At 68.2% G+C, this 14,549-nt stretch carries 12 protein-coding genes and 1 pseudogene; 4 read left to right on the top strand and 9 right to left on the bottom strand.

Going from position 1 to position 14,549, the window contains the following annotated elements:
- Positions 1-1,216, bottom strand: a 1,216-nt coding sequence (locus AC1VTH_RS02990) for a Sapep family Mn(2+)-dependent dipeptidase (RefSeq protein ID WP_481334612.1), incomplete at its 3' end; no start/stop codon positions are given.
- Positions 1,217-1,358: 142 nt separating this feature from the next.
- Between AC1VTH_RS02990 and AC1VTH_RS02985 the strand changes: the two genes are divergently transcribed.
- The gene (locus AC1VTH_RS02985) at positions 1,359-2,804 is read left to right on the top strand and encodes a cation:proton antiporter (RefSeq protein WP_481334611.1); all 1,446 of its coding nucleotides are present in this window, start codon (positions 1,359-1,361) and stop codon (positions 2,802-2,804) included.
- A gap of 570 nt (positions 2,805-3,374) precedes the next feature.
- Here AC1VTH_RS02985 and AC1VTH_RS02980 read toward each other — a convergent pair.
- Positions 3,375-3,800 (bottom strand): RrF2 family transcriptional regulator, encoded by a 426-nt coding sequence (locus AC1VTH_RS02980; RefSeq protein ID WP_481334609.1) that lies wholly within the window; start codon positions 3,798-3,800, stop codon positions 3,375-3,377.
- 155 nt (positions 3,801-3,955) lie between these two features.
- Between AC1VTH_RS02980 and AC1VTH_RS02975 the strand changes: the two genes are divergently transcribed.
- The 3 genes from AC1VTH_RS02975 (at position 3,956) to mnmA (ending at position 6,917) form a co-directional block, all read left to right on the top strand.
- Positions 3,956-4,540 carry an HD family phosphohydrolase gene (locus tag AC1VTH_RS02975; RefSeq protein ID WP_481334608.1) on the top strand — a complete coding sequence of 195 codons (585 nt, stop codon included), beginning with the start codon at positions 3,956-3,958 and terminating at the stop codon, positions 4,538-4,540.
- A 102-nt stretch (positions 4,541-4,642) separates the two neighbouring features.
- Positions 4,643-5,836 (top strand): cysteine desulfurase family protein, encoded by a 1,194-nt coding sequence (locus AC1VTH_RS02970; RefSeq protein WP_481334607.1) that lies wholly within the window; start codon positions 4,643-4,645, stop codon positions 5,834-5,836.
- Positions 5,829-6,917, top strand: a complete 1,089-nt coding sequence (gene mnmA / locus AC1VTH_RS02965; RefSeq protein WP_481334606.1) for a tRNA 2-thiouridine(34) synthase MnmA — start codon at positions 5,829-5,831, stop codon at positions 6,915-6,917. Before AC1VTH_RS02970 ends, mnmA begins: the two co-directional genes overlap by 8 nt.
- 58 nt (positions 6,918-6,975) lie before the next feature.
- On the opposite strand, the gene AC1VTH_RS02960 is transcribed toward mnmA, so the two are convergent.
- The 7 genes and pseudogenes from AC1VTH_RS02960 to AC1VTH_RS02930 all read right to left on the bottom strand — a co-directional run.
- Positions 6,976-8,538 (bottom strand): C69 family dipeptidase, encoded by a 1,563-nt coding sequence (locus tag AC1VTH_RS02960; protein ID WP_481334605.1) that lies wholly within the window; start codon positions 8,536-8,538, stop codon positions 6,976-6,978.
- Entirely contained in the window at positions 8,424-10,601 is a 2,178-nt protein-coding gene (locus AC1VTH_RS02955; protein WP_481334604.1) for an ABC transporter ATP-binding protein, read from the bottom strand. The genes AC1VTH_RS02960 and AC1VTH_RS02955 overlap by 115 nt, the downstream gene beginning before the upstream one ends.
- Positions 10,588-12,411, bottom strand: a complete 1,824-nt coding sequence (locus AC1VTH_RS02950; protein WP_481334603.1) for an ABC transporter ATP-binding protein — start codon at positions 12,409-12,411, stop codon at positions 10,588-10,590. Before AC1VTH_RS02950 ends, AC1VTH_RS02955 begins: the two co-directional genes overlap by 14 nt.
- A complete protein-coding gene (locus AC1VTH_RS02945) occupies positions 12,408-12,905 on the bottom strand; it encodes a MarR family winged helix-turn-helix transcriptional regulator (RefSeq protein ID WP_481334602.1) in 498 nt (165 codons plus the stop codon). Before AC1VTH_RS02945 ends, AC1VTH_RS02950 begins: the two co-directional genes overlap by 4 nt.
- 187 nt (positions 12,906-13,092) lie before the next feature.
- A complete protein-coding gene (coaD, locus tag AC1VTH_RS02940; protein WP_481334601.1) occupies positions 13,093-13,626 on the bottom strand; it encodes a pantetheine-phosphate adenylyltransferase in 534 nt (177 codons plus the stop codon).
- A gap of 3 nt (positions 13,627-13,629) precedes the next feature.
- Positions 13,630-14,205: a 16S rRNA (guanine(966)-N(2))-methyltransferase RsmD gene (rsmD, locus tag AC1VTH_RS02935; protein WP_481334599.1), complete on the bottom strand. Its 576-nt coding sequence runs from the start codon at positions 14,203-14,205 to the stop codon at positions 13,630-13,632.
- A pseudogene (locus tag AC1VTH_RS02930) lies at positions 14,202-14,549 on the bottom strand (ATP-dependent DNA helicase RecG); the annotation flags it as partial. The gene rsmD and the pseudogene AC1VTH_RS02930, both read right to left, overlap by 4 nt.

Raw genomic sequence — 14,549 nt, 5'->3', positions numbered from 1 at the left:
ACTCGTTGTAGCAGCGCACGAGCGTCTGGATCTCGGGCGAGTCGGGGCTCACGTAGAACGGCACGACGGCGCGGCCCTCCTCGAGCTCGCAGCCGCAGCCGTCGGCCACGGCGCGCAGGCGCTCGGTGATGGCCTCGGCGGTCGTGGACTTGGGGTAGCGGGCGTCGAGCGTCTGCTCGATGCGGCCGTCCCCGGTGATCCGGATGGTACCGCCGATGCAGGTCAGCGGCTCGAAGACGTCGTCGGTGGCATCAATGCCCAGGCTCGTTCCGTCGGTGCTCGCGTGGATGGTGCCCTCGAGCTCGAGGAACGTGCGCTCGGCGTCAGAGCAGACGCCCGCCTTAAGCAGGTAAGAGCACAGCATGCCGATGGCGTTCCTGGTGCCCTCGGGCATGCTCGCGTGGCCGCCGATGCCGTGGGCGGTGACGCGCGCGAGGCCCTCGCCCGCCTCGGCCACCTCGATGCCATCTGCCGCGGGCAGCTCGGAGGCACCGGCGCGCACGACGGCCTCGGCGAGGCTCGGGATGGCGTTCGTGGCCGTGCCGCCCTCGATTCTGACGATGCGCGCGCCAGGCGCCTCGCCCGCGATCGTGGCCGAGCGGATGCTGGCGCCATAGAGGCCCTTCTCGCCACAGCACACCGGGAACTCGGCGTCGGGCGTGAAGAGGAAGTCGGGCTCGGGATAGTGGGCGAGGTAGTACTCGACGTCGCCCATGTTGGTCTCCTCGTTGGCGCCGAGGATCACGCGCAGGGTGTAGGGCAGCGGCTCTCCCGTGGCCTCGACCTGCTCGGCAAAGAAGCGGCCGGCGTAGAGCGACAGCACCGCGGGGCCCTTGTCGTCGGTGACGCCACGGCCAAGCAGCCAGCCGTCACGGCGGACCATCTGGTAGGGGTCGGTGTGCCAGCCCGTGCCCTCGGGCACGACGTCAACGTGGGCAATCGTGGCGATTTGCTTGGACGAGGCACCGGGGACGTCGGCAAAGCCCAGGTAGCCCTCGCAGTCGTGGGCCTCGAGACCGCAGACGTTGGCGATGCAGAGGGCCTCGTCGAGCGCCTCGCGCGGGCCCGGGCCCCAGGGGGCGCCCTCGGCGGCCTGCGAGAGGTCCTCGACGCTCTTGTGCGAGACGAGCGACTCGATGTCGTCGAGCACCTCGGGCCACACGCGGTCGACGAACTCGTCGATCTGGGCCTTGAGCTGGGCATTGGTATCGGTCATGGCAACTCCCGTCATCTGCGTGCGCGCACGCGTAGTTTTCCGCATTACATAATACGACCGAATGGCTCGCGCGCGAAATCATGCGGACGTGTCCGCCATATTGGGTAAAACAAAAGGGTCCAAACCAACCAAGAGGAGACCCATGACCACGGAGCTCGTAATGCTCGTCACGATGCTCGCCGTCGTGGTGCTGTCGTCGTTTGTGGCAAGCCTCATCCCGGGCCGGCCCATCCCCGAGGTCGTGTTCTTCGTGGCCGCGGGCGCGACACTGGGACCCCACTGCCTGGGCGTCATCCACGCCTCGCAGGGGCTCGCGCTCATGTCGCGCCTGGGGATGGGCGTCCTGTTCCTCATCGCCGGCTACGACCTCGACCTGCACGAACTCGCGGGGCGTGCGGGCAGGCACGGCGCCGTGTGCTGGGCCATCTGCATGGCGCTTGCCGCGGCGGCCACGGCCCTTCTCGATCTGGAACTTTCCATGGCGGGCTCGGCCGCCTTCGCTATCGCGCTCACAACCACCGCCTACGGCACGCTCGTTCCCATCATGCGCGACCGCGAGCTGGGCGGCACCGCGGTGGGCGGCGTCATCGAGTCGTACGGCGCCATGGGCGAGCTTTTGCCCGTGGTGGCCATGTCGATCATGCTCTCCCCCACCCGCTCGATGGCGGCCAACATCGCCGTGCTCGTGGGCTTTGTCGTGGTGTGCGTCATGGTGGCACGCGGCGGCGAGCGGGCGCGCAACCTGGGAGGACGCCTTGTGCGCTTTCTTTCCGACAATGCCGAGACAAGCTCGCAGGCACTGCTGCGCGCCACGCTACTGCTGCTCGTGGCCCTGCTCGCGCTGGCGGCGGCACTTGACCTCGATGCGGTGCTGGCCGCGTTTGCCGCCGGATTCATCCTGCGCCGCGTGCTGCCGCCCGAGCAGGGCAAGGGGCTGCTCGCCAAGGTCGAGGCCGTGGGCAACGGCCTGTTCATCCCCGTTTTCTTTGTCTACTCGGCCATGGACATCGACGTGGCGGCCGTGGGCGCCAACCCCGCGCTGCTCGCCACCTTCGTGGCGCTGCTCCTGCTGGTGCGCGCCCTTCCCGTGGGGTTGTGCCTGCGGGCGTTTCCCGAGACGCGCGACATGCCCGCGGGCGAGAAGGTCTCGGCGGCCCTCTACTGCACGATGGCGTTGCCGCTCATCGTGGCACTCACCGAGGCCGCGGTTAGGGCCGGCGCCATGCCCAGCGCCATGGCAAGCGTGCTCGTGTGCGCAGGTGCGCTGTCGGTGCTCGTGATTCCTGCGCTCACGAACATATCGCGCGTGGCCATCTCGGCGAGCCCCGTCGAGGCCGCGCAGCGTATCGCCGCGAGCCCCGAGACAGCGCGCCAGATCGTACACGAGCACCACGAGCGCCTGCGCGAGGCCGAGCACGCCTTCCATACCGAGCGCGCCGAGCTGCGTCGCGAGGGCGTGCGGCTCTCCGCAGCCGACTACCTGGCCCGCGCCGAGGAGCTCCGCGAGCGCCACGCCCGCGAGCTGCGGCGCATTCACGAGCAGAACAAGCACGAGATAGACGAGCTGCGCGAGAGCCGCCGCAAGTAGGAATGATGTGGCCCGCACGACTCCGTCTCGCCGCCCTGCATGCCCCGCGCGCCAACCGGGGTTCGTGCGCTCAACGCGACCAGACGGGCAGTTTGCGTGCCCAACGCGACGACATCGAGACTTGCATGGCCTCATTTAGTCACGTTGGGCACGCGCGCTCTGTGACGATCATGCCAAGGCCCTCGGAAGGGCGACGCCCCGCTCGCCCACTCCACGGTGCCGGGAAGTCCCGCCATAATGGCACACGAATGGCGCAGGCCTACGTGCCGAGCAGCACCAAGGAGCGGCGCGGAAAGCGCGGGGCGTCTGGTTGTTGTTGGGAGCGTCTGACATGAAAGGGCATCCCTTCGAATGCGCCGCAGCTCGGCAGCGCACAAAAATAGTACAGCCCTATGCCAATACCGCTGCTCAACTATTTGTTGCGCAACATAATTCAAAGGGACGAGCGGCGGTGGGTCGCGAGCTCATGACAGTGAGGACGTGCCATTTGTCATATGACATAAGGTACGTCCCCTCTGTCATATCGGCCCGCTGCCATGCCAACAGACCCGTCCCCCTTGGCACGCGAAGCTAGATCACGTAGTCGTTGCCGGCAAGCGAGACAGTGGCAAGGTCGCTGATGCGCACGCCGTCGAGGTACTCGCCAATGAGCGCGCCAAGCCTCTCCCACATCTCGTGGCAGCGGGGCTCCTCCGCACGAAAGCGCAGAGGGTCGTCCATGCCGCCCACGGGGTCGAGCGACCCCTCCGTGGCGCGCAGCACCTCGCCGGCCGTGTAGTCCTCGGCCGTGCGCGCCAGGCGGTAGCCGCCATTCTTGCCGCGCAGACTCTCGATGAGGTGGTCGCGCACAAGCGCCTTGAGGATGCTCTCGAGGTACTTGTCGGAGATGGTCTGGCGCGTGGCGATGTCGCGAAGCGGGATGAAACCCTCGCCCTCGTGTTCGGCGAGGTCAACCATCACGCGCAGGGCATAGCGGCCCTTCGTAGAAACGAGCATTCCATCCTCCTTGGCGCCGACGTGTTCGCGCCAGGGGCGCCGCGGGCCCGCCGTCGGCTGCGCGCCGGGCCGTATCTATTTCCTATCAATACTATAGGATAATGGGATAATCGTATCATGGAGAGAATGATTCGACGCAGACAGCAGGAGGATGCATGGTTCCCACCCCACAGCAGGCGCTCGAGATGCTCGACCAGTACAACGAGGGCGAGTTCCACCGCACCCACGGGCGCATCGTGGGCGAGGTCATGCGCGACATGGCCATTCAGCTGGGACACGAGCAGGAGGCGGACCTCTGGCAGGTCGTGGGCACCCTGCACGACCTCGACTTCGAGCGCTGGCCCGAGGAGCACTGCACCCGCGAGGAGCAGCTCATGCGCGAGGCGGGCATTGACGAGGTCGTCGTGCGCGCGTGCGCAAGCCACGGCTGGGGCCTCACGGACACGCCGTACGAGCCCACGAGCGAAATGGAGAAGGTCCTGTTCGCGGTAGACGAGCTCACGGGCCTCATTGGAGCGGCCGCCCTCATGCGCCCCTCCAAGAGCGTCGACGACCTCGAGGTCAAGTCGCTCAAGAAGAAGTTCAAGGACAAGCGCTTCGCCGCGGGCTGCTCGCGCGAGGTCATCGTCCAGGGCGCCGAGGCGCTGGGCTGGGAGCTCCCCGAGCTCATGGAGCGCACCATCCTCGCCATGCGCAACGCGCCTTCCGCCCCGCACGGCGAGGCTGCCGAGCAGAACTAACCACCCTGGGACACAACTGCCCGTAGCCTTTCTGTCCCACGTTACCTGCGATTTGGGACAATATGGCTACGGGCTTAACTGTCCCAACCGAGACGGGAAGCCATGAGCCTCATCTATCTTGACAACGCGGCCACCACAAGGCCGAGCGCGGCTGCGCTCGACGCCATGCACCGCATAGGCGCGGGCGACGCCTTCGCAAACCCCGCGAGCCAGCACGCCGCCGGAGACTGCGCGCGCCAGGCCCTCGAGGGAGCGCGACGCACCGTGGCCGAGTGCCTCCATGCCCGCCCGAGCGAGGTCGAGTTCACCTCGGGAGGCTCCGAGGCCAACAACCAGGCCCTGCTCACGGGCGCCGCCCATGGCGCACGCGAGGGCAGGCGGCACATCGTGGCCTCGGCCATCGAGCACCCCAGCGTGCTGCGCTGCCTCGACTGGCTCGCAAGTGAGGACGGCCCCTATGGCGGCCGCTTCGAGGTGACGCTCGTGGACCCGCGCCCAGACGGCGTGGTGGCGCTCGAGGACGTCAAGGCGGCCCTGCGCGAGGACACGGCCCTGGTCTCGCTCATGTACGCGAACAACGAGGTGGGGGCCGTGCAGCCCGTACGCGAGGTCTGCCGCATGTGTCGCAAGCGCGGCATCCTGTTTCACACCGACGCCGTGCAGGCCGCGGGGCACCTCCCCCTCGACTTTACGCGCGACGGCTTTGACCTGCTCGCCCTCTCGGCCCATAAGTTCCACGGGCCGCGCGGCACCGGGGCGCTTCTGTGCTCCCACCGCATCGTGCCTGCCTCGCTCGTCCACGGCGGCGCACAGGAGCGCGGCCACCGCGCTGGCACCGTCGACGTCGCCAGCGCCTGCGGCATGGCGGCCGCCCTCGCCCAAGCAACCAACAACCTCGAGGTAGACCGCGCAAGGCTCGAGGCCCTGCGCGAGCGGCTCGTAGCCCAGCTCGAGCGCGTCGACGGCGCGCGCATCCTAGGGCCCTCCCTGCCCGAGCGGCGCGTGGGCGGCATCGTGGCCGTCACGCTCGCGGGGGTCGACCACGAGAACGCCCTCGTTCTGCTCGACGGACGCGACGTCTGCGTGAGCGCGGGGTCTGCCTGCGCGGCGGGGGCCGTCGAGAAGAGCCACGTGCTCGCCGCCATGGGCGTGGGTGACAAGGAGGCGCGCACCTACCTGCGCATCTCGCTCGATGCGGCCGAGAACGACGAGGCAGACGCCGACGCGGCGGCCGCGGCCATCGCAGGCGTCGCAGCCACCCTGCGGACCCGCGCCAGGGAGGTGGGCCGTGGGTAGGGGGCGCGTGCTCGTTGCCATGAGCGGCGGCGTCGACTCAAGCGTCGTGGCAAACCTGCTGGTGGAGCAGGGCTATGACTGCCTGGGCGCCACGATGCGCCTCGCAAGCAACGAGGACGACCGTCCCGGCGAGCGCACCTGCTGCAGCACCGACGACGTGGCGGACGCCCGCCAGGCCTGCTGGGACGCGGGCATCCGCCACTACACCTTCGACTACACAAACCAGTTCTCCCGCGAGGTCATCGACCCATTCGTGGCGGGCTACGAGGCGGGCCTCACCCCCAACCCCTGCGTGGCCTGCAACCGCCACCTCAAGTTTGGCGCCCTGCTCGACCGCGCGCTCGAGCTGGGGTGCGACCACCTCGCAACCGGCCACTACGCCCGCGTGACGCACGACGCGCGCGGCTACCACCTGCTCAAGGGCGTCGACGCGGCCAAGGACCAGAGCTACTTCCTCTTTGGCCTCACGCAGCAGCGCCTCGCCCACGTGATGTTTCCGCTGGGCGGCCTCCACAAGGTGCCCGAGGTGCGCGACCTCGCGGAGCGTATGGGGCTGTCGAGCGCGCACAAGAAGGACTCCGAGGGCATCTGCTTCGTGCCCGGCGGCGACCACCTGCGCTTCATCGAGGAGCGCACGGGCCGCGCGGCGCGGCCCGGCAACGTCATCGACACGCAGGGTAACGTCATCGGCACGCATGCAGGGGCGCTGCGCTACACCATCGGCCAGCGCAAGGGCCTGGGCGTGGCCTGCGCCCACCCGGTCTACGTGGTTGGCATCGACACGACGGCCAACACCGTGACCCTGGGCGAGCAGGAGCAGCTCCTCTCGAGCGAGCTTGTCGCCGGCGACTGGAACTGGGTCGCGGGTCAGATGCCCGCCGCTCCCCTGCGAGCAGCCGCCAAGGTGCGCTACCACCAGCCCGACCAACCCTGCCTCGTCACGCCGCTGGCAGACGGGCGCGTGAGGGTCGAGTTCGAGACGCCCCAGCGCGCGATCACGCCCGGCCAGGCCGTCGTCGTCTACAAGGGCGAGGAGTGCCTGGGCGGCGGCACCATCCTGGCCCAGGACGTATCCGCATAAAGCGGCGCGCCCGGCCCCACGGGGAGCCAGGCGCGCCACGTTCGTGGTATCGACCGAATTAGTGGTCGGACAGCGAGAAACCGTTCCGCATCTTCATGCTCGACGTGTAGAGGACCTTCCCCAGGAGCTTGTCGGTCTCCTCGCGGAGCCTCTCGGCCACGCGTTCGTTGGCAGCCTCGAGCAGCTCGGCGACGTCGGCGCCCTCGGCAAGACCCGCCACCGCCGCGTCGCACTCGCGCAGCACCTGGTGGCCGTAGGCCATCGTGACCTCGCGGTAGTTGTCGATGGCGTTGATGCTGTCGCCAAAGTGGGGGTCGACGATCGCAGCGATGAGACGGTTTGCCCAGTAGAAGTTCTCGCTTGTCACGGTGTCGGTGGTGTCGCGCAGGTAGGCCGGCGTGTCGCTCACGAGGCCGTAGAAGGGCACGAGCGTGTTGAAGGCGTTGGAGCCGTAGGCCATCCACTGCACGCAGCGGCAGGCAGCGGGCGCGTACGGGCGAATCTGCAGGACGGCGAGCTGCGAGTTGCGGTTGATGCCGATGGGGCGGTAGCGGTGGGCCTGCTCGGGCGTGCCAAGGTTGCCGTAGGGGTCATACGGCGTGCCCTCGTAGTGGCTCGACAGCACGTCCTTGACGTCCTCGATCGTGAGCCTGCGCTCGGGCACGCGGCACCAGGGGATGTCGTCGGAGTCGGGCATGAAGTCGGCGTCGGGGCCGTCCCAGATGTCGGAGGGATTGAGCGCGCGCTGCATGACCCAGGCGCGGCAGGTGTTGTAGACGTGGTCGCGCTCGGTGTGCGAGCCAAAGGCCTCGCGCGGGTTGAAGAGGGCGTGCACGCCGTCTGTGCCAGCGGCGTCCTCGTCATCGGAGCCCGCGAGGCCGAGGTCGGCGTCGGAGAACGTGAGGTCGAGGTAGTTCGCGGCCATCCACTCGCGCAGGTCGGCCGAGCACAGGCAGTCCTTCTGCTCGCCAAAGGCGTCATCGAGGTCGAACTCGTCGATGCCCAGCTGGTTGGGCATCGTGACGTAGGCCTCGTCGGGCACGCGGCGGGCGATCCAGTGGTGGCCGCCCACAGTCTCCATCCACCAGATCTCGTCGGCGTCGGAGAAGGCGGTGCCGTTCATCTCGTAGGTGCCGTAGGTCTCGAGCAGCTCGCCCAGGCGCAGTACGCCCTCGCGGGCGCTGTGGATGTAGGGAAGCACGATGGTGAGGAAGTCCTCCTCGCCAATGCCACCGGCGACCTCGGTCTCATAGCCCGGCTCGCCCGGCTTTCCCTTGGCGGGCCTGAGGGCCACGAGCGGGTCTGCACCCAGCACGCGCTCGTTGGTGGTGAGCGTCTCGGTGGCGCTCATGGCCACCTGGCTCTCGTTAAAGCCAGCCTCACCCCAGATGCCCTGGGAGAGGTTGGCGTTGGGAACGGCGGTATAGCGCTGCGGGTCGTCGGGCAGGTCGATCTGGACGTGCGAGATGACCGAGGTGTAGTGGCGCGGCTGCGAATCCGCGTCGACTACGACGAAGCGCTTCGACTCGAACGTGCCGTTGCCAGAGTCCTCGTTGCGGGCAACGATCGTCGAGCCGTCGTAGCTCGCCTTCTTGCCAATGAGAATGGTGGTGCAGGGCATGGTTCCTCCCTTGGGTTGTCCTCGCGTGCGCGAGTTTGTGTCCGCACCCGAGGGTAGCACTTGGCGCAGCCCTCCGCTGCCCAAACAAGACGCGTGCCCAACGCGACAAAGATTGAAGCTATGGAGCTCGATTTAGTCGCGTTGAGCACGCGAGGGGGGCATCTTGTCGCATCAGGCACGCGAACCGGCCACAAACGGTGAGCGAGGGGGGGCATGGGCGCTCCCTCATTTTCAGAAAGGGTGACAAAGGGCTCTGACCCCTTTGTCACCCTTGTTTCGCTCGCTAGGCGAACTGGCTCAGATAGAGGCTCGCGTAGGCGCCGTTTGCCTCCATGAGCTGCTCGTGGGTGCCCTGCTCGATAATCGTGGGCGATCACGAAGCTCGTGCGCCCGGCCATGAGCGTCTCCATCGCATGGACGATGGCCTGCTCGGTGCGCGTGTCAACCGAGCTCGTGGCCTCGTCGAGGATGAGAATCGCGGGGTCGGCGAGCATCGCGCGGGCGATGGTGAGGAGCTGCCGCTGGCCCGCGCTCACGCTCTCGGCGTCGTTGGCGAGCACGGTGTCGTAGCCCTTGGGCAGCGTGCGGATGTAGAAGTCGACGTGGGCCGCCTTGGCCGCGGCCACGACCTCCTCGCGCGTGGCGTCGGGTCGGCCGTAGGCGATGTTGTCGGCCACCGTGCCCTCGAACAGCCACGCGTCCTGCAGCACCATACCAAACTCGGCGCGCAGGTCGGCCGCGCGCATCGTGCGCGTGTCGACGCCGTCGAGCGTGATGCGGCCGCCGTCGACCTCGTAGAAGCGCATGAGCAGGTTGATGAGCGTGGTCTTGCCGGCGCCCGTGGCGCCCACGATGGCGACCTTCTGCCCGGGCTCGGCCAGAAGAGAGACGTCGCGCATGAGGGACTTGGTCGGGCTGTAGCCAAAGCGCACGTGCTCAAAGGCCACGCGTCCCCGCACCGGATGCGCAAGCGTCGCAGGGGTAGCTGGATCTGCCTCGACCTCGTCTGCGTCGAGCAGGGCGAACACGCGCTCGGCGGCGGCAAGCGCACCCTGCAGCATGTTGACCGTGAGGCCCAGCTGCGTGAGGGGCTCGGAGCCCTGCGTCACGAACTGGAAGAACGCCTGGAAGGCGCCAACCGTGAGCTGACCCGCCACGAGCATGGTGCCTGCGAGCACCGCGATCGTCACCTGGCACAGGCGCATGAGGAAGCGGATGGCAGGTCCGACGGCGTTCGTGAGGAAGTCCGCACGGGCACTGGCGTTGGCAAGGCGCGTGGCGTCGGCCGCAACCTTCTCAGCGCTGCTGAGCTCGCTGCCAAAGGCAAGGATCACCGAGCGGCCCGAGTAGGCCTGCTCGACCTGGCTCGTAAGGGCGCCCAGGGCGTCCTGGCGGGCGCTTCCGGCGGCCAGCGTGCGAGAGGCGAAGAACTTGGTGACGAGCAGGGCCACCGCCGTGAAGGCGGCGAACACGAGCGTGAGCCGCACGTTGTAGGTGAGCATCACGGCAATGGCACCAATCACGAACACCACCGAGGTCACGAGCTGCAGCAGGCCTCGCTGCATCGACTCAGAGATCTTGTCGAGGTCGTTGGTGGCGCGGCTGATGGTGTCGCCGGGCTGGTGGGCGTCGAAGTAGGCAAGCGGCAAGCGCTCGATCTTGGACGAGATGCGGCGGCGCAGCGACAGGTTCAGGCGCTCGGCGAAGCTCGCCATGACGAGGGCCTGCAGGGCGTAGAAGGCCCAGGCCACCGTCCAGATGCCAAAGAACGTGAGGATGCGCGCCCCACCGTTGTTGAGCGCCACGGAGAACGCCTCGCCCGCGCCCCGGCACGCCTGGATGTTGGCCCACAGCGTGTCGATGAGGTCGGCCGAGTAGGCAACGGCCCCCAGGCTCGCGGCGACGTAGAGGACGCTCGAGACGACGGCCACGATGACGCGCCAGCGCTGCCCGGCGGCCGCCTCCCACAGACGCCTTGCGGTACGTCCGGCGTGCTCGGGAACCTCAAGCTCCTCGGCCGCCTCGGGCGCCTGGTACTCGAGCTCGTCGTTAGCGCTGGTCATGGTGGCCTCCCCTCTCCTGGGACTCGGCAATCTCGCGGTAGGTGTCGCAGGTCTTCATGAGCTCGTCGTGACGCCCCAGCCCCACGACACGCCCGTCCCTAAGCACGACGATCTGGTCGGCGTCGCGGATGGTGCTCACGCGCTGGGCGATGATGAGCGTGGCGGCACGGGCGAGCTCGGGCGCAAGGGCGTGTCGCAGCGCCGCGTCGGTCTTGTAGTCGAGGGCCGAGAACGAGTCGTCGAAGACGTAGAGGTCGGCCTCGCGCACGAGGGCGCGGGCGATGGCCAGGCGCTGGCGCTGGCCGCCCGAGAAGTTCGTGCCGCCCTGCGACACGCGGGCGTCGAGGCCGCCCGGAAGCTCGCGCACGAAGTCTGCCTGGGCCACGTCGAGGGCGCGCCACAGGCGCGCGTCGTCTGCCTCGGGCGCCCCCTGGCGCAGGTTCTCGGCAATGGTGCCCGAGAAGAGCCAGGCCTTCTGCGGCACGTAGGAGATGTGCTCGCGCAGGCTCGCCTGGGTGAGCTCGCGCACGTCGGTGCCGAGGAACTCGAGTGAGCCATCCGTGACGTCGGCGAAGCGCAGCAGCATCTTGGCGATGGTCGACTTGCCCGATCCCGTGTTACCAATGATCGCGGTGACCTGGCCGCGCGCGAGGGCAAAGTCGAGCCCGTGCAGGGTTTCCTCGTCGGCGTCTGAGTAGCGCAGGCTCGCGTGGACAAAGCGCGCCACGGGCATGTCTGCCCGTATCTCGCTGCCCGCACCCAGCTCGCGCGGGCCGTCGACGATCGCCGGCTCCACCGCCAGCACCTCGACGGCGCGGTCGAGGCACGCAAGGGCGCGCGGCACCGACACGATGGCGAACTGGGCCATCATCATGAAGAACAGGATGAGCATCGCGTACTCGATGAGGGCCGAGATGGAGCCGATCTGCATGGCGCCCGCGCCCACGCGGTTCGCGCCGTTCCACATGATGAGCGACTCAACGACGTTCATGAGGAAGAACGACAGGGAGTCGGTCGTGGCGAAGACCAGGTTCACGCGGATGGCGTTGGTGGCGTAGCGCTCGAAGGTCTCGTTGAGCGTGGCCGTCGTCTGCTCCTCGCGGCCAAACGCGCGCACGACGCGCACGCCGCCGATGGCCTCGCGCAGGCGGGCGTTCATCGCGTCGATGAAGCTCTGAAGCTTCTCGAAGACAGGCGCGGTGCCCAGCACGGCGGCGATCGAGAGGGCAAGGGTCACGAGCGTCACGGCAAGCAGGATCCAGCCCATGACGGCGTCGGTCGAGAAGGCCAGACCCCAGGCGATGACGCACATGACGGGCACGGGGAAGATCATGAGGATCGTCATGAGCAGCGTCTGCTGCACCACGTTGGCGTCTGAGAGCGTGCGCGTGATCATAGAGCCCGTGCCGATGCGGCTGAAGTCCTCGGCCGGAAACGCGAGCGACGCCTCGTAGACGCGGCAGCGCAGGTCGCGGCCCACGTTGGCGCACAGGCGCGAGGCAAGCCACGTCGAGGCGATGTAGCCGGCAGATCCTGCGAGCGCAGCCGCCAGCATGAGGCCGCCATGGACGAGGAACTCGCTCGTGTCGTGCGTCGTCACGGCCGTGTTGATCATGGCCGAGAGCTGCGTGGGGATGAGCAGCATGCCCGAGAGGTCGAACAACATCGCCACGAAGGTCGCGAGGACGAGCCCCTTGTAGGGGGCCACGAGGCGCGCGAGCAGACGCAGGCCCGCGCCGTGCCCCTTAAGGCCCTCCTCGCGCGCGATGCGCCTGAGCTCGGCCTCGATGGTCGTATCGTTGTTGCTCACTTGTCCCTTCCCTTCATGTTCGCAAGCTCCTGCTCGATGGCCGCGGCGTACTTCTCGACCAGGCGCAGCATCTCGGCGCGCTCGGCGGGCTCGAGGGTCTGGAAGGCCCGGCGTTCGGCGATGTTCGCCGGCACGATCTGCGTGCGCGCGAACTCCCGGCCCGTCTCGGTGAACGACACTTGCTTGTTCTTGCGGCTGCCCTCGCAGAAGGAGATCTCGACGTAGCCCTTGCCCTCGAGCGCGCGCAGCGACGAGGCAACCGTCTGCTTGGGGCTGCAGCAGCGCTCGACGAGCTCGCGCATCGGGGCGGTGCCACCGCAGGTGTAGATGACGTACATGAGCCAATAGGCGTTCTCGGAGATGCCGCAGTTGACGGCTATCTCGTGGTAGAGCTGGTCGCTCTTGCGGTAGAGCAAGTCAAAGCTACGACCCCACACGTCCATGCAGACCAGGCCGTTGGCATCGAGCGCCCGCGATTCGTCTACATACTCCACAATGCTCCAAATCATCCGAAATCAGACTAACGACTTGCTATGGTAGTCTGCTTTCGGACGTTTAGCAACCACGATTCTCATAGGGCCGCAAGGTCACGGGGGCAACGCACCGTCTCCTCACAAAGAAGGGAGCCGTGACCCGCAGGCTCCGACTCCCCCACACAAAAACGTTCGATAAAAGCTCGGCTTATGCCTTGTGCGAGAAGTGCTCGCCCAGCTTCTCGACCACGCAGGGCGGCACGAGCATCGAGACGTCGGCGCCCAGCCCCGCCAGCTCGCGCACGATTGAGCTCGAGACGTAGCCATAGGCGGGGTTGCTCATCACGAAGATGCTCTCGACGTCGGGCGCCAGGCGAAAGTTGAGGCCTGCCTGCTGAAGCTCGTACTCGAAGTCGGTCATGGCGCGCAGGCCCTTGACCACGGCACCCGCCCCCACCTCGTGGCAGAAGTCGACGAGCAGGCCCGTGAGCGGGCGCACGTCGACGCCCTCGCTCACGCCCTCGTCGGCAAGCGCGCGGCGGGCGAGCTCGACGCGCTCGTCAAGCGACAGCACGGGGCCCGTGCCGTTCTTGCCCAGGCTCGCAGCAACGGCCACCGTGACGCGGCCGGCGATGCGGCGGGCGCGGCGCACGACGTCGATGTGGCCATAGGTGATGGGGTCGAACGTACCGGGCACGACCACGTGCTCGATGCGGTCGATGTGCTGGGTCGGCATGCTCATGCTCTAGGATTCCCTTCCAAGGAGGTCGACGGCCGTCTGACCATAGCGCTTCTGCTTGAGCGGCACAAACCCGGCCGGCTCGATCGTGGGGCGGCTCGCGGAGCGCTCGTAGAGAACGATGGCGTCGGACGCGAGCAGCCCGCTGCAGTCGAGCGCCTCGACGAGGCCGGCGACGACGTCCACCTCGGTGGCATAGGGCGGGTCGAGCAAAGCGATGTCGAACGGCGCGCCCGCGAGGCTGCCCACGGCCGCGAGGCGGCACGAGTCGCCGCGTACCACCGCGAAGGTGGCGGGGGCGGCGCCAAGGGTGCCGGCGTTTCTGCGCACGCGCGCGCAGGCGCCACGGTCGAGGTCGACGAAGGTGACGTGGGCGGCACCGCGGCTCAGAAGCTCGAGGCCAAGCGCCCCCGAGCCCGCGAAGGCGTCGAGCGCTCGCACGTCGTCGAGCGAAAGGCCACGGGCGCTGAGCAGCATCGACGAGACGGCCTCGCGCACGCGGTCGGTCGTGGGGCGCGTGACGTCGCGCCCGTCGGGGGCCTCGATGGGGTGGCCCTTCCACTTGCCTCCAACGATTCTCATCTGTCTGCCCTCTCTCCCCTGAAGTAGGCGCCAAACCGGCGGCGCACCTCGCGCGCAAGGGGCGCGTGGCGCGCGTCGGTGAGCGCCGGGTCACTCTCGACGATTGCCTCGGCGTCCGCATGGGCCGCCGCCACGAGATCTGCATCGGCCACGAGGTCGACGAGGCGAAGCGTCACGCCGCCGCTCTGACGGTATCCCAGGACCTCGCCCTCGTGGCGCAGGCGCAGGTCCGTCTCAGCAAGCTCGAAGCCGTCGCTCGTGCGCTCGAGCGAGCGCAGGCGCTTGGCCGCCGGGCTCGTTCCGCGCGCCGCGCTCACCAGGTAGACGCTGCCCGCGCACCTGCC

The sequence above is a fragment of the Parolsenella sp. genome (assembly GCF_982402205.1).
The sequence above is the reverse complement of the archived record's forward strand: the minus strand, read 5'-3'. Positions and strand labels throughout refer to the sequence as shown.